The 21685-nt window shown below is 66.7% G+C and carries 18 protein-coding genes and 1 riboswitch; of the genes, 13 read left to right on the top strand and 5 right to left on the bottom strand.

Annotated features, from left to right (window positions below):
* Positions 1-78: 78 nt before the first annotated feature.
* Positions 79-408, top strand: coding sequence for a hypothetical protein (locus N5C91_RS28990; RefSeq protein WP_024767779.1), 330 nt, complete (start codon positions 79-81; stop codon positions 406-408).
* A gap of 510 nt (positions 409-918) precedes the next feature.
* Here N5C91_RS28990 and lapD read toward each other — a convergent pair.
* The 3 genes from lapD to N5C91_RS28975 form a co-directional block, all read right to left on the bottom strand.
* Positions 919-2862, bottom strand: coding sequence for a cyclic di-GMP receptor LapD (gene lapD, locus N5C91_RS28985; RefSeq protein ID WP_279833799.1), 1944 nt, complete (start codon positions 2860-2862; stop codon positions 919-921).
* A gap of 90 nt (positions 2863-2952) precedes the next feature.
* Positions 2953-3633, bottom strand: a complete 681-nt coding sequence (lapG, locus tag N5C91_RS28980) for a cysteine protease LapG (RefSeq protein ID WP_279833805.1) — start codon at positions 3631-3633, stop codon at positions 2953-2955.
* A gap of 189 nt (positions 3634-3822) precedes the next feature.
* Complete coding sequence (locus N5C91_RS28975; RefSeq protein ID WP_279833798.1) at positions 3823-5796, bottom strand: alkyl sulfatase dimerization domain-containing protein; 1974 nt, start codon at positions 5794-5796, stop codon at positions 3823-3825.
* Between the two features lie 97 nt (positions 5797-5893).
* Here N5C91_RS28975 and N5C91_RS28970 point away from each other — a divergent pair, with 97 nt between their 5' ends.
* Positions 5894-6802, top strand: a complete 909-nt coding sequence (locus tag N5C91_RS28970) for a LysR family transcriptional regulator (RefSeq protein ID WP_236200673.1) — start codon at positions 5894-5896, stop codon at positions 6800-6802.
* A gap of 64 nt (positions 6803-6866) precedes the next feature.
* Here N5C91_RS28970 and N5C91_RS28965 read toward each other — a convergent pair whose 3' ends face one another.
* Together N5C91_RS28965 and N5C91_RS28960 are read right to left on the bottom strand one after the other, a co-directional pair.
* Positions 6867-7034, bottom strand: coding sequence for a hypothetical protein (locus tag N5C91_RS28965; RefSeq protein ID WP_156356647.1), 168 nt, complete (start codon positions 7032-7034; stop codon positions 6867-6869).
* A 123-nt stretch (positions 7035-7157) separates the two neighbouring features.
* A complete protein-coding gene (locus tag N5C91_RS28960) occupies positions 7158-7415 on the bottom strand; it encodes a DUF1145 domain-containing protein (RefSeq protein ID WP_279833797.1) in 258 nt (85 codons plus the stop codon).
* A gap of 266 nt (positions 7416-7681) precedes the next feature.
* Positions 7682-7780: riboswitch (guanidine-I (ykkC/yxkD leader) on the top strand.
* A 57-nt stretch (positions 7781-7837) separates the two neighbouring features.
* On the opposite strand from N5C91_RS28960, the gene N5C91_RS28955 reads away from it, so the two are divergent.
* The 11 genes from N5C91_RS28955 (at position 7838) to N5C91_RS28905 (ending at position 21459) form a co-directional block, all read left to right on the top strand.
* On the top strand, positions 7838-8902 hold the full coding sequence (locus tag N5C91_RS28955; protein WP_279833796.1) for a putative urea ABC transporter substrate-binding protein: 1065 nt from the start codon (positions 7838-7840) through the stop codon (positions 8900-8902).
* Between the two features lie 121 nt (positions 8903-9023).
* Positions 9024-9839 (top strand): ABC transporter permease, encoded by an 816-nt coding sequence (locus tag N5C91_RS28950; protein ID WP_236200676.1) that lies wholly within the window; start codon positions 9024-9026, stop codon positions 9837-9839.
* Positions 9836-10642 carry an ABC transporter ATP-binding protein gene (locus tag N5C91_RS28945; protein WP_279833793.1) on the top strand — a complete coding sequence of 269 codons (807 nt, stop codon included), beginning with the start codon at positions 9836-9838 and terminating at the stop codon, positions 10640-10642. Before N5C91_RS28950 ends, N5C91_RS28945 begins: the two co-directional genes overlap by 4 nt.
* 10 nt (positions 10643-10652) lie before the next feature.
* Positions 10653-11372 (top strand): urea amidolyase associated protein UAAP1, encoded by a 720-nt coding sequence (locus tag N5C91_RS28940; RefSeq protein ID WP_279833792.1) that lies wholly within the window; start codon positions 10653-10655, stop codon positions 11370-11372.
* An 11-nt stretch (positions 11373-11383) separates the two neighbouring features.
* Complete coding sequence (locus N5C91_RS28935; protein ID WP_279833791.1) at positions 11384-12019, top strand: urea amidolyase associated protein UAAP2; 636 nt, start codon at positions 11384-11386, stop codon at positions 12017-12019.
* 251 nt (positions 12020-12270) lie between these two features.
* Positions 12271-16062 carry a 5-oxoprolinase/urea amidolyase family protein gene (locus N5C91_RS28930; RefSeq protein WP_279833790.1) on the top strand — a complete coding sequence of 1264 codons (3792 nt, stop codon included), beginning with the start codon at positions 12271-12273 and terminating at the stop codon, positions 16060-16062.
* 237 nt (positions 16063-16299) lie between these two features.
* Positions 16300-18108: an allophanate hydrolase gene (atzF, locus tag N5C91_RS28925; RefSeq protein ID WP_279833789.1), complete on the top strand. Its 1809-nt coding sequence runs from the start codon at positions 16300-16302 to the stop codon at positions 18106-18108.
* Positions 18109-18543: 435 nt separating this feature from the next.
* A complete protein-coding gene (locus tag N5C91_RS28920; RefSeq protein ID WP_279833788.1) occupies positions 18544-19617 on the top strand; it encodes a DUF2157 domain-containing protein in 1074 nt (357 codons plus the stop codon).
* The gene (locus N5C91_RS28915) at positions 19614-20450 is read left to right on the top strand and encodes a DUF4824 family protein (protein ID WP_236200683.1); all 837 of its coding nucleotides are present in this window, start codon (positions 19614-19616) and stop codon (positions 20448-20450) included. Before N5C91_RS28920 ends, N5C91_RS28915 begins: the two co-directional genes overlap by 4 nt.
* Positions 20451-20545: 95 nt before the next feature.
* Positions 20546-20761 carry a cysteine-rich CWC family protein gene (locus tag N5C91_RS28910; protein ID WP_279833787.1) on the top strand — a complete coding sequence of 72 codons (216 nt, stop codon included), beginning with the start codon at positions 20546-20548 and terminating at the stop codon, positions 20759-20761.
* On the top strand, positions 20761-21459 hold the full coding sequence (locus N5C91_RS28905) for a pseudouridine synthase (RefSeq protein ID WP_279833786.1): 699 nt from the start codon (positions 20761-20763) through the stop codon (positions 21457-21459). Before N5C91_RS28910 ends, N5C91_RS28905 begins: the two co-directional genes overlap by 1 nt.
* Positions 21460-21685: the final 226 nt, after the last annotated feature.

The following is a 21685-nucleotide window of genomic DNA, read 5'->3' as shown; positions in this document are numbered from 1 at the left end:
TCTGACATGGCGAAGGCGGGGCCATCCTTCGGGATGGCCCCGCCTTCGCTCCTTCACTTCATACATGGGGACGGGTCGATGCTGTACATCCAGCGCAACGCCGAGGGAAAAGTGGCGCGCGTCGAGGACGCCGAATTCGAAGGCGCCACCGGCACGCTGCCGGCGGACCATCCGGACATCCAGGCCTGGGCGGCCGAGAGCAGCCTGCTGCAGCTCAAGCAGAGCGACCTGGACATGATCCGGGTACTGGAGGACCTGATCTCGGTGCTGATCACCAAGGGCGTGATCCGCATTACCGACCTGCCGCCGGCGGCGCGCTCGAAGCTGCTCAACCGGACCCAGGCACGGGAAGCCCTCGGCGGGCTGACCCGGCTGATCAACGACGACGAGGAAACGGGGCTGATCTGAGCCCCGTTTTCTTTTCCGCGACCGCCCCTGTAGGAGCGAGCTTGCTCGCGAACAAGCTCCGCAGCGGGGCCAGGTTCGCGAGCAAGCTCGCTCCTACATGAAAAGCATGCCCCGCACTTGGGATTTAGCTCTCAAGAAACTTCCAGAGAAACATCAACGCGCTCCGGACGGCCCCTTTCAGGAGGCCTCGTTGAAGCGGAGTTTCAGGGGTTGAGCGACATGGATGTCGCGAGAGCCACGATGGGCCAGGGATGGCCCGTCGTGGGGGGACGCCTAGTTCGGGCCTCTGAAACTTCGGTTCAACGAGGGTATTTTTTGCCTAAGCGAAAAACCGGATGGAGGGGCAAGCCTTCTTGGCTACTTCTTTGGCGTCTGGAAGAAGTGACTCGCCCGAGGGGGCGAAACAAGAATCTCGCGCGTACGCCGAAGCGGCGAAGGAACAACGAAGCTCGGGCAACAACATCGCGGACAAAGTCCGCTCCTACGAAAAGCGCCCCGCCCCGGCGTCGATCACCAGGGCGCTGGCCCACCAAACAGCTGCCCCTGCACGCCCTGAATCCCCATCTCTTTCAACACACGGAACTCCCCCGCCGTCTCCACGCGCTCGGCGATCAGCGGCAGGTCGATGCTGTGTGCGGCGCGCTGCATGGCCTCGATGAACAGGCGCTTGTCGTTCTCCTGGTCGATGTGGCGGATGTGGCTGCCGTCCACCTTGAGATAAGCCAGGCCCAGACGAGCCAGGTTGCCGATCATGCTGAAGCGCCCGCCGAAGTGCTGCAGGCTCAGGCGATAGCCCAATTCACCCAGTCGGCGGGTCAGGGCTTCCAGCACTGGCTGCGCCGGCAACTGGTCTTCTTCCAGCTCCAGGGTCAGGCGCCCGGCGAATTGCGGATGCTGCTTCAGCAAGTCGAACACGCGGGTAGTCGCCCACTCGTCACGCAGCAATGCGGCCGACAGGTTCAGCGCCAGCGGACGGTTATGTTTGGCCATGTCGGCCAGCACGCTTTCGAGCATCAGCAGGTCCAGCCGCGCGGTCCAGCCGAAGCGGTCCAGCCAGGGCAGGAAGCGCCCGGCGGCGATGCTGCCGCCCTGCCCGTCTGGCAGGCGCGAGAGCACCTTGTAATGCAGCACCACCTGCGGGTCGGCACAGGCCACCACGGCCTGGAAGTGCAACTGGAAGCGCTTGTGCACCAGCGCCTCGTCCAGCAACTGGTGCCAGCTGTGACGCTCCTCGGCGACCGGCTTGGCGCCGCCCTGGAGGAAGGCCCAGCAACTGTCGTTCTGCCGCTCGGCCTGCACCAGCGCCTCGTCCGCGCGCTGCAACAGCGCCTGGGCGGATTCGCCGGAAACGAAAGGCACCAGACCCAGGCAGGCAACCGGGCTGACGTCGCTGGCAGCGGTGGTGACCAGCGCAGCGAGCATGCCTTCCAGGCGCATCGCCAGGGCCGGCGCGTCCTCGGGCATCAGCCCCGGCGCCAGCATGACGAACTCGCCACCACGGCTGCGTGCCAGGGTCAGGCCCGCGCCCAGCCCTTGTCCGGCCAGGCGCAACTGGTCGGCCACGGCCTTGAGCAACTGGTCGACACGCTGGCCGCCCAGGCGCTGGTTCAGTCCAGCGAGGTCGTTGACCCGCAGCACCAGCAGCACGCCGCTGCTGACCTGGTCCTCGGCGCTCAGCCGGTTGTTCAGCTGCATGTCGAAGAAGCGCCGATTGCCCAACCCGGTCAGGCTGTCCTGGTAAGCCTCGTCGCGCAGGCGTTCGCTGCGCTGGGCCTGTTCCTGGAACAGCGCCTTGAGCTTCTCCACCATCTGGTTCATCGCCTGTACCACGCGACGCAGCTCGGGAGTGCGCGGCAGCTCCGGCAGGCTGAGAAACTCGCGGCGGGCGATGGCGTGGGATTGTTCCACCATGTAGTCCAGCGGCTTGAGCTGGCGGCGCAGCAGGATGGCGCCGAGCACGGCACTGGCGATGCCGCACAGCACCAGCCAGAGCAGGCTGCCGAGGGCGCTCTGCCAGAGCTTGGCGATGGCGAACATCGGGTGGCTGAGCACCTCGACCCGTGCGGCCTGGGTCCAGCCGCGGCTGACGATGGCGTCACCGCCGGCCGAATGCAGGTCGATCAGCGCAATGAACCACTGCGGCACCTTGGCCGCCACCGCGTCGGGTACCCCGGTACGCTCCACCATCACCTTGCCGGTGGCCAGGTCGATCACGCGGATGCTCTCGAAGTAGCCGCTGTCGAAGATCGAGCTGACCATCAGCTCGACCATTGCCGGGTCGTCGATATTCGGTGTCAGCGACAGGCCCAGCGCGGTGGCCGCATCCTGGGCGTGGGAGCGCAGCTGGTTGCCGTACTGCTCGCGCGAGCTTTCCAGGCCAACCATGAAGCTGCCGCTGAAGGCGACCACCAGGAACAGGCAGATGGCGATCAACAACTGTTTGAACAGGGACATCGTGTCTCCAGGCTCCCCCCGCGGGAGCTATTCGTGTCGGTGCAGCTAGGCGTTCTATTGTGATTCGTTCAGGGGCGTCTCATGCAAAAGCTATTCATTCGAAGGGAAGCCCTCGGCCTTCATCTTCTTCAACAGGTCCTGCCAGCGCGACAAGCGCTTGCTGTCGCCCACCTGCCTGCCGCCACCCGCGCCGCTGCCGGCGAGCCAGAGGCCCTCGCCATTGAACGCGTACACCGGCTGCAGGTCGCTGCGCTGGCTGGCCGGGAGGATGCTGCCGATCAGGTTGTCCAGCACCAGCGGCACGGCATCGGGCCGCGGGTAGTAAGTCAGCACCATATGCGCCTGGTTCAAACGCAATGCCTTGACGTAGGTAATGCGCAGCTTCTGCGCCGGCACGCCGAGATGTCGCAGGCTGATGTACTTGGCGATGGCGAAGTCCTCGCAATCACCGGCCCCTTTGAGCAAGGCCTCCACCGGCGTGGCCCAGTAATCCACTTCGTGCCACAGGCTGAGGTCATCGGTGAAGCGCAGCTGGTCGTTGAAGAAGCGATTGACCGCCTGCAGCTGGTCACGTTCTGCAGCGGTGGATTGCCCCGCGAGCATTTTCTGCCAGGCATCGATACGCACCTGGCCATCGCCCAGCGGGCCGTAGAGGCGCGCGGACTGCGCGCTGATCAGCTTGAAGTCCCACTCGACCTGCTGTGCCCCCGCCAGCACGAACGATGCGGCCAGCACCAGGGCCAACGACCCTGGCCAGCAACGGCGCAACATCCTCGAACAACGGCTGAACACGATCGCGACTACCCGACTGCGAACGCCGGCAACCAGCTGCAGGCGCAGGGGTCGCATGGTGCAGACTGGGCGCGAAAAAAACAATGGCACAATGCAATCACTGCATTGTGCCATCACCGGATGACGCGGCCTGGAGAGATCCCAGCCGCGGCGGAGAGAGGAGCGTGTTCAGCTCTTTTCGGGCGGGGTCACAACGTCGAACCAGAAGTCGAAGTCCTCCAGCAGGCCGAACAGCTTGGCCAGCAGCAGCGGGTTACCCGAGCTCTTGAGCTTGCCCTCGAACACCAGGCGCACCGGCGAAACCTCCTTGAGCATCAGGCGGTTGAGGTCGGCGCGGTCGATGGTCACGGTCTGCCCGGCGTTTTCGCTCTGCACGCCCTTGATGTTGTTCAGGTGCGAGTTCTTCAGCTCCAGCAGGTATTGCTCGTTCCTGTCCGGCAGCACCAGGTTGATGCTGAAGTCCTCGCCCTCGGCCTTCTGCGCATTCATCCGCACGCCGAGGTAGTCGAACAGCAGGCCGGTATCCATGGCCGCCAGCGCATCGGGATTGCTCACACGCAGTGATGGCAGGTTACGCGGTACGCCGTTGCGCAGCTCCTGCGCGGCGACCAGGTAGCTGTTGCGCCAGCCGGCGTTCTCCGCCTGGTAGCCGAGCTGCTCCAGGGCGTCGGCCTGCAGGTTGCGCGCGGCCTGGTTGCTCGGGTCGGCGAAGACCAGCTTGTTGACCACCTCCACCACCCAGCGGTACTCGCCCTTGTCGAACGAGGCCCTGGCCATCTGCAGCAGGTGATCGGCGCCGCCCATGAACTCGACGTACTTCTTCGCCGAATCCTCCGGCGCCAGCGGGTTCAGGGTCGCTGGGTTGCTGTCGTAGTAGCCCAGGTACTTGTTCACCACCGCACGCACGTTGTGGCTGACGCTGCCGTGGTAGCCGCGGTTGAACCATTCGTTGGCCAGCTCCGGCGGCACCTTCAGGCGCTCGTGGATCTGGTTGATGGTCACCCCGTTGTTGGCCAGGTGCAGCGTCTGGTCGTTCAGGTAGCCGTACATGTCACGCTGCTTCTCCAGCGTGTGGACGATGTCCTCGTGCCCCCAGCGTGGCCAGTTGTGCACGGCGAACATCACCTCGGCCTTGTCGCCGAAGCGGTGCAGCGCCTCGTTGATGTACTTGCTCCAGCCCAGCGGGTCGCGCGTTTCGGCGCCGCGCAGGGTATAGAGGTTGTGCAGGGTGGCGGTGACGTTCTCGGCCATCAGCAGCGCCTTCTGCTGCGGCAGCCAGACGTTCATTTCCGCCGGCGATTCGGTGCCCGGGGTGTTCTGGAAGGTGAAGGGCACGCCGTCGATTTCCAGGTCCTGCAGCTCGCCATCGATCAGTTTCGTCGGCGCGATGATGCTCAGCGGGCCGTGCGCCACGCCCTTGCCGATGGCCATGTCGACCTGACCCTGCGGGCCCTTGGGCAGCACGGTGCCGTACTGGTAGGTGGCGCGGCGGATCATGGCGTTGCCGGCCATGACGTTTTCCTTGATCGCCGCCTCCATGAAGCCCTTGGGCGCGATGATCTGCACCTCGCCCTTGTCCACCTGTTCCTGGCTGACCAGGCCCTTCACCCCGCCGAAGTGGTCGACATGGGCATGGCTGTAGATGATCGCGCGGATCGGCTTCTGCCCCAGCTCCTGGCTGACCAGGGCGTAGGCGGCCTTGGAGGTCGCCGGGGTGGTCAGGGTGTCGATGACGATCCAGCCGGTCTTGCCTTCGATGAAGGTGGTGTTGGCCAGGTCGTAGCCGCGCACCTGGTAGATGCCGTCGGTGACCTTGAACAGCCCGTAGCTGAGATTCAGCTGGGCCTGGCGCAGCAGGCTGGGATTGACGCTGGGAATGTCCTGGGTGGCCTTGAGGAAGTCATAGGCGCCCAGCTGCCAGGCGACGCTGCCGTCATCATTCTTGATCACCAGGTTGTCGGGGCGCTTGATCAGGCCCTTCTCCACCCGGTCGAAGTCCGCACGGTCGTTGAACGGCAATGACTGGCGCACCTGCGCCTGGGCGGCTTCGGTGAAGGTGGTCGGCGGTTTGGGCTGCTCGGCGGCGGCCAGCAGGCCAGGGCAGAGACCGGCCAGCAGGACGGCAGCAGAAAGACGGGACATCGGAAGACTCCGGTATTTGTAGTTGTGCTCGCACTATGCCGGCCGTCGCGCTAATAATTCCAATGCATTCCAATTTCACAATCAATGCAGGAAGCGCATGAGCGATCTTCGCCAGCTACGCCACTTCGTCGCCCTCGCCGAGCACGGCCACTTCGCCCGTGCCGCTGATGCGGTGAATCTTAGCCAACCCGCCCTGTCACGCAGCATCCAGGCGCTGGAAGGCCAGTTGAGCTGCCAGTTGGTGGACCGCAACCCGCGCGGCGTCACCCTCACCGCCCACGGCCGGCTGGTGCTGGAACACGCCCGCCGCCTGCTGGCAGGCGACCGCGCGCTGCGCAATGCGGTGCTGCAACTGGCGGACCTGGAAACCGGCGAGCTGCGCCTGGGCGCCGGTCCCTTCCCCGGCGCGCGACTGTTGCCACAAGTATTGGCGCGCTACAGCAGCGCGCACCCGAAGGTATCGATCCTGCTCTCCATCGAAAACTGGGGCGAATTGCAGCAGCGCCTGCTGGACGACGAACTCGAGCTGTTCGTCGCCGATTACCGCGAACTCGAGGGCGACAGCCGCCTCGATATCCTGCCGCTACGGGTGCATCGCGGCGTGCTGTTCTGCCGGCCGGAGCACCCGCTGATGGCCGGCCAGCCTTCGCTCGACAGCGTGCTGAGCTATCCGCTGGCCGGGCCGCGGCTGCCGCGTGACGCTCACGAGGGCCTTTCGCGCATCCTCGGCCGCGCACAACCCTTGAGCGTGCAATGCGATGACGTGCTGATGCTCAAGGAGCTGGTGAAGGGCAGCGACGTGCTCTGCCTGGCAACCTGGGATGTGGTGGCCGCCGACGTGCGGGCCGGCAGCCTCGCCGTGCTGCCCTGGCCGAATGGCGAAGTGGCCGGGCGCGGCTCCGCCTATGCGCTGGTGCGGCACGCCGGCCGCAGCCTGTCGCCGGCGGCCAGCCAGTTCGTCGAGTTGTTGCTGGAGGAAGACGCGGCATTCAATGCCGCGTCTTGAGCGCGTACCCGGGCGGGCGTGGAGCGACGCCCATCGCCCTCCAGGCTCCGATCAAACCGGCAACTCACCGGTGCCAGCCCTGATAGGGGCCACCGTAGTAGGCCGGCGGTGGCGGCGCGGGGCGATAGTAGTGCGGGCGATCGCGCCAGCCTCCACGATCGTGGTCATGCTCGTAGACCACGCAACCGGTCAACGGAAGGATCATCAATACAGCAGCGAAGAAACGACGCATGGCGCCTCCATCAAGCGAGCCGGCCGCCCCGCCGGGATGCGGGGCGTACATTCTTCCGGTCTCGCAAGATCAGACATGTCTGTCAGAAGGCAGTGCCACAGTCGAAAGTAAAGCTTCGGTAAATCAGCCGTTTACAGTTTCCAGACGGCGCGCCTTGCGGCTTTGCAGATGCAACACGCCAAACAGCAGCACCTGCACCTTCTCGGTGACCGAACGCCGGCGCGCGAGCAACAGCACCTCGCCGACATGCACCACCAGCAGGATCACCGAGAGCCACAGCAGCGGCCGGTGCAGTTCGCCGAAGGGGTAGATCAGGTTGAGCACGGCGGCGACCCAGAACATGGTCAGCGCGCCCTTGGCGAAACTCAGCAACTCGGACATGGCGTTGGATTCCTCAAGGTGAAGGTTGCTGCAGTCTGCCGCCCGGCAAGCCGCGCCCGCTCCTGCCTTTCGACTGGCCCGCGCACCAGGATGCGGCGCCGCGCTTCATTTGAGGGCGGGCAAACGCACTCGCGTGCAGCGAAAAGCCCCCCGCATTCTGCCGCAGCCCTTCTGCACCGGCACTTTCGCCAACTTGGCACGCCGCTCGCTTTGTCTCGGCTGTGCAGGAACGATCCGAACCAAGCGGACAGCGGCACCACAATCTGACAATGGATGACTAGGGTTCCGGCTCGCACGGCGAGTGACTGGTCCGAGAGTCATCGACCTCCAGCGAGGTTACACGGCGGGACAAAAGCCCGGGAGACGAGAGCGACACGTGCCGCCCGACTCCTGCCTGCCCGACAATCGACTGGAGATGCTCCATGCGCAAGCCCCTTCTGACCGCCCTGTTCGCCGCCGGCCTCGCCGCCTTCAGCGTCTCGGCCTCCGCCGCGGCGAAAAACAGCTTCAACCTCTGCTGGACCATCTACGCCGGCTGGATGCCCTGGGAATACGCGGCCAGCCACGGCATCGTCGACAAGTGGGCGAAGAAGTACGGCATCGAGATCAAGGTCACCCAGCTCAACGACTACATCGAGTCGATCAACCAGTACACCGCCGGCCAGTTCGACGGCTGCACCATGACCAACATGGACGCCCTGACCATTCCCGCCGCCGGTGGCGTCGACTCCACCGCGCTGATCGTCAGCGACTTCTCCAACGGCAACGATGGCATTGTCCTCAAGGGCGACGGCAAGACCCTGGCCGACCTCAAGGGCATGAACGTCAACCTGGTGGAGCTTTCCGTCTCCCACTACCTGCTCGCCCGTGCGCTGGAAAACGCCCGCCTCACCGAGAAGGACGTGAAGACGGTGAACACCTCCGACGCCGACATCGCCGCCGCCTTCAACACCGACGACGTGCAGGCCGTGACCACCTGGAACCCGATGCTCGCCGAGGCCCGCGCCAAGCCGGGCACCACCGAGGTGTTCAACTCGAGCCAGATCCCCGGCGAGATCATGGACATGATGGTGGTCAACAGCGCGGTCCTGAAGGACAACCCGGCACTGGGCAAGGCGCTGACCGGCGCCTGGTTCGAGACCGTGGCGCTGATGCAGGGCGACAGCAGCGAAACCCGCGCCGCGCTGGAGCACATGGCCAAGGCCTCGGGCACCGACCTCGCCGGCTACCAGGGCCAGCTCGCCACCACCAAATTGTTCGCCACGCCGCAGGAGGCGCTGGCCTTCGCCACCAGCCCGAAACTGCCGGCAACCATGGACAAGGTCGCGGCCTTCTCCTTCGCCCACGGCCTGCTCGGCGAAGGCGCGAAAAGCGCCGACGCGGTGGGCATGAGCTTCGCGGGGGGGCTGTCCACCGGTGACGCGAAGAACCTCAAGCTGCGCTTCGATCCCACATACGTGCAGATGGCGGCTGACGGCAAGCTCTGACGCTCTTCGTAGGAGCGAGCTTGCTCGCGAACCGCATGACGCCTTAGCGCTAAGCGAAACCTCGTTCGCGAGCAAGCTCGCTCCTACAGATAGCCCCCACCGCGACAAACAGGTACGAAGCATGCGCCTGATCAACCGAACCCCCGACCGCAGCGGCCGCCTGTTCCTGGTGCTGCTGCCCTTCGCCCTGCTGCTGTTCGCCTACTTCGCGGGCTCCACCTCGCGCCTGGCGGAGAACCCCAACGACAAGCTGCTGCCCAGCGCCGCGCAGATGGCCGACGCGGTGAACCGCCTGGCTTTCAGCGAAGACAAGCGCACCGGCGAAGTGCTGTTCTGGCAGGACACCGGCGCCAGCCTGCAGCGCCTCGGCATGGGCCTCTCCATCGCCGCCCTGCTCGGCCTGGTGCTGGGCATCGCCGCCGGCAGCGTGCCGCTGTTCGGCGCGCCGCTCTCGCCCTTGCTCACCGTGCTGTCGATGATCCCGCCGCTGGCGATCCTGCCGGTGCTGTTCATCGTCTTCGGCCTCGGCGAGCTGTCCAAGGTGGTGCTGATCGTCATCGGCGTCGCCCCCTGCATCGCCCGCGACATCGAACAGCGCGCCCGCGAAATCCCCCGCGAACTGCTGATCAAGGCGCAGACCCTGGGCGCCAGCACCTGGACGCTGATCCTGCGCGTGGTGCTGCCGCAATTGATGCCGCGCCTGCTCATTTCCCTGCGCCTGATGCTCGGCTCGGCCTGGCTGTTCCTCATCGCCGCCGAGGCCATCGCCTCCACCGACGGCCTGGGTTACCGCATCTTCCTCGTGCGCCGCTATCTGGCCATGGACGTGATCCTGCCCTACGTGGTGTGGATCACCGCGCTGGCCTGGCTGATGGACTACGGCCTGCGCCTGCTCACCCGGCGTGCCTTCCCCTGGTACGAAGGAGGCAAGGCATGAGCTTCATTTCGGTCCGCAATGTCTGGCAGCAGTACGACGGCAACGTGGTGCTCGAACGCCTCAATCTCGACGTAAAGGAAGGCGAGTTCTGCACCCTGGTCGGCGCCTCCGGCTGCGGCAAGTCCACCTTCCTGCGCCTGCTGCTCGGTCAGGAGCGCCCCAGCCGTGGCGAGCTGCTGCTCGAAGGCGAGCCGCTGCCGGGCGAGCCCGACCCGAGCCGTGGCGTGGTGTTCCAGCGCTACTCGGTGTTTCCGCACTTGTCCGTGCTCGACAACGTCTCCCTCGGCCTGGAACTGCCGCGTTCGCCGCTGCTCGGCCGGCTGCTGGGCAACGCCAAGCGCGAGGCCCGCGAGCAGGCTGCCGCCCTGCTCGAACGCGTCGGCCTCGGTCACGCGCTGAAGCAGTATCCGAGCGCCCTGTCCGGCGGCATGCAGCAACGCCTGGCCATCGCCCAGGCACTGGTGATGAAGCCGCGCGTGTTGCTGCTCGACGAACCCTTCGGCGCGCTCGACCCGGGCATCCGCAAGGACATGCACGCCCTGCTGCTGGAGCTGTGGCAGGAAACCCGGCTCACCGTGTTCATGGTCACCCACGACCTCGCCGAGGGCTTCAGCCTGGGCACCCGCCTGCTGGTCTTCGACAAGGTCCGCCATGACCCGCAGGCACCCAGCGCCTACGGCGCGCGCATCACCTACGACATTCCGCTCAACGCCGACCGCAAGGCCGCCCGCGCCGCCCTGCCCGAACCGCTTGCCGCGCGCCTGGAAACGGCCGCCGCCCCGCTGATCACGCCGGCCTACTAAGGAGCCCGCCATGAACGAATTGCGCACCACCCTCTACGAAGAAACCGTCCCCGGCGGCGGCCACACCTCCTTCGTCCTCAAGCGCGGCCAGCTGCTGCGCCTGACTGACATCGAAGGCGGCGGCAACGTCAGCCTGCTGCTGTTCAACGCCGCCGAGAAAAGCGAGCGGCTGAACCTGCCGGACAGCCTCAAATGCCAGCACACCGCCAAGCTCACCGCCGGCCACTGCCTGTACTCGGACATGGGCCGCGTGCTGGCCGCCATCAGCGCCGACAGCTGCGGCTGGCACGACAGCTTCGGCGGCGTGCTGAACGCCGCCGAAGTGCAGGAGAAGTATGGCGAAGGCCGCTACCAGGAACTGCGCAACGGCTTCTACCGCAATGGTGTGGACAACCTGCTGGTGGAAATTGGCAAGTGGGACATGCGCCTGCAGGACCTGCTGATGTGCCTGAACCTGTTCAGCCGCGTGGACGTCGACACCGATGGCTGCTTCCGCTTCGCCCAGGGCAATTCCAAGGCCGGCGACTACGTCGAGCTCTACGCGCCGATGGACACCCTCGTCGTGCTCACCGCCCTGCAACACCCCATGGACCCGAACCCACAGTACGCGCCCAAGCCCATCGGCCTGACCTGGCAGCAGGTCGCCGCCGACGGCATCAGCGTGCTTTGCCGCACGTCCCGCGCGGAGAACGGCCGCGGCTTCCACAACACCGAACGCCAGTACCTGTAAGGAGCGCGAGCATGCCCATCGTCCCCAGCGACAAACACCCCGAAGCCTGTGTCTCGCGCACCCTGATCCCGGCCGGCGAACCCAGCCTCACCGAACTCAAGGCCGGACAGACCCTGCGCATCCTCGACCTGGAAGGCAACCAGGCGGTGGACACGCTGTTCTTCAGCGCCGCCAACCCGCGCGAGCGCTACGACGTACAGCGCACCCTGCGCAAGCAGGGGCAGGTCTACCTCAGCGCCGGCAGCGTGCTGTATTCCAACCTCGGCAAGCCGATGCTGAGCATCGTCGCCGACACCTGCGGCCGCCACGACACCCTCGGCGGCGCCTGCGCCCAGGAGAGCAACACCGTGCGCTACGCCCTGGACAAGCGCTATATGCACAGCTGCCGCGACAACTTCCTGCGCGCCAGCCTGCACGACGGCCGCCTGGGCAAGGCCGACATCAGCCACAACATCAACTTCTTCATGAACGTGCCGGTCACCGCCGAAGGCGGCCTGACCTTCGAGGACGGCATCTCCGGCGCCGGCAAGTACGTCGAACTGCTCGCGCACATGGACGTGATCGTCCTGATTTCCAACTGCCCGCAGCTCAACAATCCCTGCAACGGCTGGAACCCGACACCGGCGGAGTTGCTGGTATGGGACTGACCGCGCGCCTGCGCCGCTGGTTGTTCCTGCTCGCCCAGAGCCGCAGCGCCCAGTGCAGTTCCACTCTGCGCGAGTCACCCGGCGGAAACGAACCTGCCCCGTAGGATGGGTGGAGCCTGCGATACCCATCACCGATACCACATGGGTATCGCTCCGCTCCACCCATCCTACGAGAGCCTCCAGCGCCACGGACGACCGTGGTGCACACCGAATCATGGCGGGACGGCCCGCCACCCCATGGGGACGCCCTCATGTTCGACAAGCTCCTGATCGCCAACCGCGGCGCCATTGCCTGCCGCATCCTGCGCACGCTCAATGAACTGAACGTGGGCGGCGTCGCCGTGTACTCCGAAGCCGATGCCGCCAGCCTGCACCTCCAGCAGGCCGCCCAGGCCATCAGCCTCGGCGAAGGCCCGGCCTCCAGCACTTATCTGGTCGTGGAGAAAATCCTCGCCGCGGCCCGCGACAGCGGCGCCCAGGCGATCCATCCCGGCTACGGCTTCCTCTCGGAAAACGCCGCCTTCGCCGAAGCCTGCGAAGCCGCCGGCATCGCCTTCGTCGGCCCGACGCCGGAGCAACTGCGTGTGTTCGGCCTCAAGCACACCGCCCGTGCGCTGGCCCGCGAACAAGGCGTACCGATGCTCGAAGGCACCGACCTGCTGCCCGACCTCGAAGCCGCGTTGCTCGCCGGTGAAGAAGTCGGCTACCCAGTGATGCTGAAAAGCACCGCCGGCGGTGGCGGCATCGGCATGCGCGTATGCCGCTCGGCGGACGAACTGCGCGATGCCTTCGATGCGGTGAAGCGCCTGGGGCAGAACAACTTCAGCGACTCGGGCGTGTTCATCGAGAAGTACATCCAGCGCGCCCGCCACTTGGAAGTGCAGGTATTCGGCGACGGCCAGGGCGAAGTGATCGCCCTCGGCGTGCGCGACTGCTCGGTGCAGCGGCGCAACCAGAAGGTGCTGGAGGAAACCCCTGCACCCAACCTGCCCTCTGGCATGGCCGACGCTCTCTGCGCGGCGGCGGTCCAACTGGCCAAGGCCGTCAGCTACCGCAGCGCCGGCACCGTGGAGTTCGTCTACGACAGCGAGGCGCAACGCTTCTACTTCCTCGAAGTGAACACCCGCCTGCAGGTCGAGCACGGCGTCACCGAACAGGTCTGGGGCGTTGACCTGGTGCGCTGGATGATCGAGTTGGCCGCCGGCGACCTGCCGCCGCTGGCCGACCTCATCGCCGGGCTGAAACCCAGCGGCCACGCGATCCAGGCGCGTCTTTACGCGGAGGATCCGGGCCGCGACTTCCAACCCTGTCCCGGTCTGCTCACTGCCGTGCAGTTCCCACCGACCGACGGCAAGGCGCTGCGCATCGACACCTGGGTCGAGGCCGGCTGCGAGATTCCGCCCTGGTTCGACCCGATGATCGCCAAGCTCATCGCCTGGGCGCCGACCCGCGAACAGGCCAGCGCCGGCCTTGACCGCGCGCTGGCCGACAGCCTGCTGTACGGCGTGGAATGCAACCGCGACTACCTGCGGCAGATCATCAAAGACGCGCCCTTCGCCAGCGGCTCGCCCTGGACGCGCTGCCTGGAAGGCCTGCAGTACCGCGCCCAGACACTCGAAGTGCTCAGCGCCGGCACCCAGACCAGCGTGCAGGATTACCCCGGCCGCCTCGGCTACTGGGCCGTGGGCGTACCGCCATCGGGGCCGATGGATGATCGCGCGCTGCGCCTGGGCAATACCCTGCTGGGTAACCCCGAAGGCGCCGCCGCGCTGGAAATCACCATGAGCGGCCCGACCCTGCGCTTCAACACCGACGCGGTGGTAAGCGTCACCGGCGCCCCGCTGCCGATCCACCTGGGTGGCGTCGAGCAGCCGATGGACACGTCGCTGTTCGTAGCCGCCGGGTCCACGCTCAGCCTCGGCACTGTCGGCGGCGCTGGCGCGCGCAGCTACCTGTGCCTGCGTGGCGGCGTGAACGTGCCGGACTACCTGGGCAGCAAGAGCACCTTCACCCTCGGCCAGTTCGGCGGCCACGGCGGTCGCGCCCTGCGCGCCGGCGACGTGCTGCACATCGCCGAGCTGGAAGACGGAAGTCACGGTGAGAGCCTGCCAGTGGAGCTGCGCACCGACCTCCCCGCCGTACGCAGCATCCGCGTGATCTACGGCCCCCACGGCGCACCGGAATACTTCACCCCGGCCTACATCGAGACCTTCTTCGCCACCGACTGGGAAGTGCACTTCAACTCCAGCCGCACCGGCGTACGCCTGATCGGGCCGAAACCGGAATGGGTGCGCGAGAGCGGCGGCGAGGCCGGCCTGCACCCATCCAACATCCACGACAATCCCTACGCCATCGGCGCGGTGGACTTCACCGGCGACATGCCGGTGATCCTCGGCCCGGACGGCCCGAGCCTGGGCGGCTTCGTCTGCCCGGTGACGGTGATCGAGGCCGACCTCTGGCAGCTCGGCCAGCTCAAGGCGGGGGACAAGGTTCGCTTCCTGCCGGTGGATATCGCCACCGCCCGCAGATTGGCGCAGTTCTGTAGGAGCGAGCTTGCTCGCGAACGCTTTATGCCGGAAGTTCTGGAGTTGGGCGGGTTCGCGAGCAAGCTCGCTCCTACACAGGCAACGCCCAGCATAGGCGCAGCCGATTTCCCCTCACCCCAGCCCTCTCCCGTGGGGAGAGGGGGCCGTTCGGCGTTGCCGGCGGGCACGCTGTTCTCCGATGGCACGGAGGGCTCCCTCTCCCTCCGGGAGAAAGCGGGGGGTGAGGGCAGCCCGAGCACCGTGCTCACCTCCCCCATCGTCCTCGACCTCGGCCAGGACGACACCCGCCTGGTTGCGCGCCTTTCCGGCGACACCCACCTGCTGCTGGAAATCGGCCAGCCGGAGCTGGACCTGGTCCTGCGCTTTCGCGGCCACGCCCTGATGCAGGCGCTGGAAGCCAGGCAGCTCGACGGCGTGATCGACCTCACCCCCGGCATCCGCTCGCTGCAGGTGCACTACCAGCCGGAAACCCTCTCGCTGGAAACCTTGCTGGCAACCGTCGCCGGACTCTGGGACGCCGTGTGCGCCGCGCAGGACCTCAAGGTGCCGTCGCGCATCGTCCACCTGCCACTGTCCTGGGACGATCCGGCCTGCCAGCTGGCCATCGAGAAATACATGACCACCGTGCGCAAGGACGCGCCCTGGTGCCCGAGCAACCTGGAGTTCATCCGCCGCATCAATGAACTGCCGGACCTGGAGGCGGTGTACCGCACCGTCTTCGAAGCCAGTTACCTGGTGATGGGCCTGGGTGACGTCTACCTCGGCGCGCCGGTGGCCACGCCGCTGGACCCGCGCCACCGCCTGGTGACCACCAAGTACAACCCGGCACGCACCTGGACCGCGGAAAACTCCGTGGGCATCGGCGGCGCCTACATGTGCGTCTACGGCATGGAAGGCCCCGGCGGCTACCAGTTCGTCGGCCGCACCCTGCAGATGTGGAACCGCTACCGCGAAGTCGCCGCATTCGACGGCAAGCCCTGGCTGCTGCGCTTCTTCGACCAGATCCGCTTCTACCCGGTCTCGGCGGACGAACTGCTGCGCATCCGCCGCGACTTCCCGCTGGGCCGCTATCCGCTGCGCATCGAGGAGAGCGAACTGCGCCTGGCCGACTATCAGCAATTCCTCACCGAGGAAGCCGACAGCATCGCTGCCTTCCGCCGCCACCAGCGCGCCGCCTTCGACGCCGAGCGCCAGCGCTGGATCGCCTCCGGCCAGGCGCACTTCGAAAGCGAGGAAGCCGCCGTCGACACCGGCGAAGACGCCCCGCTCGGCGCTGGCCAACATGCCGTCGAAAGCCACATCGCCGGCAACCTCTGGCAGGTGCAGGTGGAAGCCGGCGCCAGCGTGAAAGCCGGCGACATCCTGGTGATCCTCGAATCCATGAAAATGGAAATCCCCCTCACCGCCCCACGCGACGGCGTAGTGCGCGAGGTCCGCGTGCAGCCCGGTTCGCCGGTGCGCGCCGGGCAACGGGTGGTGGTGATGGAGGAGGCTTGAGCTGACGTTATCGATCTGGCCAGGAGCCCCTCACCCTAACCCTCTGCCAGCGGGAGCGGGAACTGTTCGGAGTGGGCCTCAGCGCTGGATTCAACCTGAACCACAGTCCGCGCCACCCGGCCAGCCATGGTTCGCAACCCACACCGCGCCGGGCTGCTCTTCCCCCTCTCCCTCCGGGAGAGGGCCGGGGTGAGGGCAGCCCAGCCAGAGAACTGATCGGCCCAAGGAAACACGACCATGCCCACCACCTTCGATCTCCGCCTCACCACCCTGCGCAGCGCTTACCGCGAAGGCCGCACCACGCCGCGCCAGCTCATCGCCCAGCTGCGCAACAAGGCCGCCGCGCTGAACCCGGATTACCACCTGTTCATCCACCTGCTCAGCCTGGAAGAACTGGAGCCCTACCTTGCCGCGCTGGACGACCAGTCACCGGAGAGCCTGCCGCTCTACGGCATCCCCTTCGCCATCAAGGACAATATCGACCTCGCCGACATCCCCACCACCGCCGCCTGCCCGGCCTTCGCCTACACGCCGGAAACATCCGCGACGCTGGTACAACAACTGATCGACCTGGGCGCCATCCCGCTGGGCAAGACCAACCTCGACCAGTTCGCCACCGGCCTCAACGGCACCCGCTCGCCCTATGGCGAATGCCGCAACAGTGTGCTGCCCGAGTACCCGTCGGGCGGTTCCAGCGCCGGCTCCTCGCTGGCCGTGGCGCTGGGCGTGGCGAGCTTCGCCATGGGCACCGACACCGCCGGCTCCGGTCGCGTGCCGGCAGCGCTCAACGGCCTGCTCGGGCTGAAGCCGAGCAAGGGGCTGCTGTCCAACCACGGCCTGGTGCCGGCCTGCCGCACGCTGGATTGCATTACCTACTTCACCGCCAGCGCCGCCGAGGCCAGCGAGCTGCTCGCTCTCACTGCAAAGCTCGATCCACGGGACGGCTACAGCCGCGCCAACCCGGCGTGGAACGACGCCAGCGCCTTCGGTGCGCCCAAACCTTTCCGCTTCGGTGTTCCCCGCGCCGATCAACTGGAATTCTTCGGCTGCCATGAAGGCCCGGTGCTGTTCACCGATGCCCTCGACCAGCTCAAGGCCCTCGGTGGCGAGGCGCAGGAAATCGACTTCGCACCCTTCCTCGAAGCCGCGCGCCTGCTCTACGAAGGCCCCTGGGTGGCCGAGCGCTACAGCGTGGCCGGCGAACTGATCGAGCGCGATCCGTTCGCCGTGCTGCCGGTGATTCGCGATGTGCTGGCCAAGGCTCCCGGCGCAACCGCCGTGCAAGCGTTCCGCGCGCAATACCGCCTGCAGGAACTCAAGGTCCGGTGCGACGCGATCCTCGCCGACCTCGACTGCGTGCTCACCCCCACCATCGGCCGCCCGGTGACGCTGGACGAGCTGCACGCCGAACCGGTGAAGCGCAATTCCGACCTGGGCTACTACACCAACTTCATGAACCTGCTGGACTACGCCGCCGTCGCCGTGCCCAGCGCGATCATGGACAACGGCCTGCCCTGGGGCGTGACCCTGTTCGGCCGCGCCTTCACTGATCAGTACCTGCTCGGCGTGGCGGATGCGCTGCAGCGCCGGCACAACCTGCCGCTCACCGGCGGCAACGCCATGGCGCCGGCGTCCTCCGCCAGCGCCGCGCGCAACGACCGAGCGCGCCTGGTGGTCTGTGGCGCCCATCTGGACGGCCTGGCGCTGAACTGGCAACTGCGCCAGCGCGGCGCGCGCCTGCTGCGCGCAACCCAAAGCGCACCCGCCTACAAACTCTACGCCCTGGCCGGCGGCCCGCCGCTGCGCCCGGGCATGCTGCGCGTGGCCGAGGGCGGCGCGGCCATCGAAGTGGAAGTCTGGGAGCTGCCCAGCGCCGAACTGGGCTCCTTCCTCACTGGCATTCCCGCGCCATTGGGACTGGGCAAGGTGCAACTGGAGGATGGCAGTTGGGAGACCGGCTTCATCTGCGACGCCTGGGGCCTGGACGGCGCCGAGGACATCAGCCGCTTCGGCGGCTGGCGCGCGTGGCTGGCCAGCCGCAGCTGATCACAGAAAGCTTTCGTAGGATGGCGTGGAGCGCAGCGATACCCATCAAATCCACGCACCACCAGCATGGGTATCGCTGCGCTCCACCCATCCTACAATGCTGCGAAAACCGATCCCGGCGCAGGGGCGGACTCCGTCCGCGATGACCCGCTCACACGAAACTGCTCAGTGGTTGACGTGTGCGGCTGGCCAGCCGCAGCTGATCACAGAAAGCTTTCGTAGGATGGCGTGGAGCGCAGCGATACCCATCAAATCCACGCACCGCCAGCATGGGTATCGCTACGCTCCACCCATCCTGCAATGCTGCTGCATCATCGGCGTGTGGGCGGATAGCGGGTCGCGAACGCCACGCGCTTTGCGTTACCGGCGTTGGAGCATGGAACCCCACCGCGCCACCAGCTAGAGTCCCAGCATCATCCGCCGCAAGGACCGGTCATGTCCGACCTCAGCCACCAGCAGGCGCAGCACCGCGTCAACGACATCCTCGCCTTCGACCGCGAACTCCAGCGCCTGCGCGACGAAGGCGCCCTGGTTCTCGACAACGCCCAGCAGCAGCGCCTGCACGAACACCAGCAACGCCTGCTCGCCGATTACCGCGCGCGTTTCGACATCGACCGCGACAGCCAGGACCACCGACTGTCCCTGGGCATGCGCATCGCCTCCTTCCTCGGCGCGCTGGCCCTGGCCGCCAGCCTGTTTTTCCTCTTCTACCAGTTCTGGGGGCTGTTCAGCGAAGGCGTGCAGGTCGCCATCCTCATCGGCGCCTCGCTGATCAGCCTGCTGCTGACCCTTGTGCTGCAACGCCGCGACGCCTCCGGCTACTTCGCCAGGCTCGGCGCCATGCTGGCCTTCGCCTGCTTCGTGCTGAACGTCGTGATGGTCGGGCAGATCTTCAATATCACGCCGTCCGACAAGGCCCTGCTGCCCTGGGCCGCGTACGCCCTGCTGCTGGCCTACACCTGCAACACCCGGCTGCTGCTGGCCGCCGCGCTGATCTGCGTGATGGGCTATGTCGCCGCGCGAGTCGGTACCTGGAGCGGCGTGTACTGGCTGGACGTCGGCGAACGTCCGGAAAACTTCTTCCCCGCGGCGCTGCTGATCTTCCTCGTGCCGTCGTTCATCTCCCAGCATCGCTTCGACGGTTTCGCCACGATCTACCGGGTATTCGGCCTGCTCGGGGTGTTCCTGCCGATGCTGGTGCTGGCCAACTGGGGCAGCGGCAGCTACCTGCCCTTCCACCCACGCGCGGTGGAGGGCGCCTACCAGGTCCTGGGCTTCGCTGTGTCGGCGCTAGTGATCTGGCTGGGCGCGCGCCGTGAATGGCCGGAAGTGGTGAACACCGGGCTGACCTTCTTCGTGATCTTCCTCTACACCAAGTTCTTCGACTGGTGGTGGGAGGTCATGCCCAAGTACCTGTTCTTCCTCGTGCTGGGCCTGTGCGCGGTGCTGATCCTGCTGGTGCTGCGGCGCCTGCGCCGCGCCCACGGCCTGCTGGGAGCCCGCCCATGAACTGGACCCGTACTCACGCACTGGCCAGCGGCGTCGGGCTGATCCTGCTGGTCAACGCCGTCGCCCTGGGTGGCGTTGCCTGGAACCGCTCCGGCGAGCCGGACAGCGTGCTGTCGCTCAGCCAGCGCGAACTGCTGCGCAACAGCGACTGGTACAAGGAAAACAGCGGCCTGAGCCTGCGCCTGCGCTGGCGTACGCCCAGCCGGGACGAAGCCGCGCGGCAGCATAATCGCGGCTGGCAGCCGGCCATCGATGGCCAGAAGATGGCCGAACTCGGCTTCGCCATCCCCGAGCAGGTGGACGACGACAGCGCCCGGCGCTTCGGCCGCCAGCAATCACGCGAGGCGCTGCTGGTACTGGAGCTCAACGGCCCGCTGTACGAGCGCGAAGTGCAGCTGACCCGCAAACGCCTCGACGAGGCTCGCCTGGCCGCCGATGCCGCGCCACAGAATGCACGCCTGGCGGATGAACGCGACTTCATTCGGCGCGAACTGGACAGCGAGGAGAAAACCGACACGCGCCTGCTGCTCAAGGACGTCGGCCTGGACCTGCCGACGCTGCGGGCGCGCTACCCCGACCGCCAGCGCTATCTCATCGTCCACGGCCAGGTGCGCCCCGTCTCCAACTACTACCAGCACATCTGGACACTTGGCGGCACGGCCAGCGCCGTCGGTACCGACAACCTCAATGTGCCGCGGCAGTGGCGCGAACGCCTGGACCAGATCACCGCGCAGCCTCACCGGGCCGCAGATGGTCGAGCCCAGCCCTTCGTCGCCGAAGTCGCCTTCGGCCAGCGCCTGGAACCCTGGATCCAGCGCGTCGACATGCCCTGAGCCAACGGCCGCGCCGATCCGAATCCGCTTGCGCGATGCGGGTCGGCGCTGCACCCTGAACGCCCGCATCACCGCCAATTCCCGCCTGACCGCTCATGAACGACGCCCTTCCCGATCCCAGCCTTTGCCCGCTCTGCGGCCAGTCCAACCGTTGCACCCAGTCCGATCCGGCACTGGAAGGCCAACCCTGCTGGTGCTTCAGCACAATCATCGAGCGCAACGCGCTGGAGCGCATTCCACCTGAGCTGGTCGACCGCGCCTGCCTGTGCCCGCGCTGCGCCGCCGGGCTGAAGGACGACGAGCGCGCCTGATGCGTCTGGATCGTTTCATCGCCAACCTGCCCCACCTGAACCGCCAGCAGGCCCGCCAGTTGCTCGCCGAAGGGCGCCTGCGCGTGGACGGCGAATTGGTGCGCGATGGACGCCACGAAGTACGCGAGTTCTCCCGCGTGGAGCTGGACGCCGAGTTGCTGCAGGCCGGCAAGCCGGCGCGCTATTTCATGCTGCACAAGCCCGCCGGCTGCGTCAGCGCCACCCGCGACGCCGAGCACCGCACCGTGCTCGACCTGCTGGACGAGCCGGACAAGCACGAGCTGCACATCGGCGGCCGCCTGGACTACAACACCACCGGTCTGCTGCTGATCACCAATGATGGCCAGTGGTCACGGCGCATGACCCTGCCCGGGCGCAAACTGCCCAAGGTCTACTACGTCGAGACCGAAGACCCGATCGAGACGTGCTACATCGAGACCTTCGAGCAGGGCCTGTACTTTGCCTTCGAAGACCTCACCACCCTGCCCGCCCAGCTGGAAATCCTCGACACTCGCGCCGCGCGCCTGACCCTGCGCGAAGGCCGCTACCACCAGGTCAAGCGCATGTTCGGTCACTTCCAGAACAAGGTGACCCGCCTGCACCGCGAGAGCATGGGCAGTCTCCTGCTCGACCCGGCACTGCAGCCCGGCGAATACCGCGCGCTGACTGCGCAGGAAATCGCCGAGCTGGACGCGTAGGAGCAGCTGTCTTTTCCTGGGGGGCCGTACCAATGCATCTCCCTCACCCCAGCCCTGGCTGCGCGCCCCGCTCCTCAGAGAGAGGGGGCAGCCCGAGCCGGCTGACACTGAGGTTTCATCCTGCACCGAACGGCCCCCTCTCCCCTTGGGAGAGGGCTGGGGTGAGGGATGGCCCAAGCGCAGAGGTATCTCGTAGGAGCGGACTCCGTCCGCGATGGCCCACCGG

Source organism: Pseudomonas sp. GD03903, assembly GCF_029840045.1.
Taxonomy (GTDB): Bacteria; Pseudomonadota; Gammaproteobacteria; order Pseudomonadales; family Pseudomonadaceae; genus Pseudomonas; species Pseudomonas pseudonitroreducens.
Note: the sequence above shows the minus strand (reverse complement) of the source record. Positions and strands in the feature narration are given on the sequence as shown.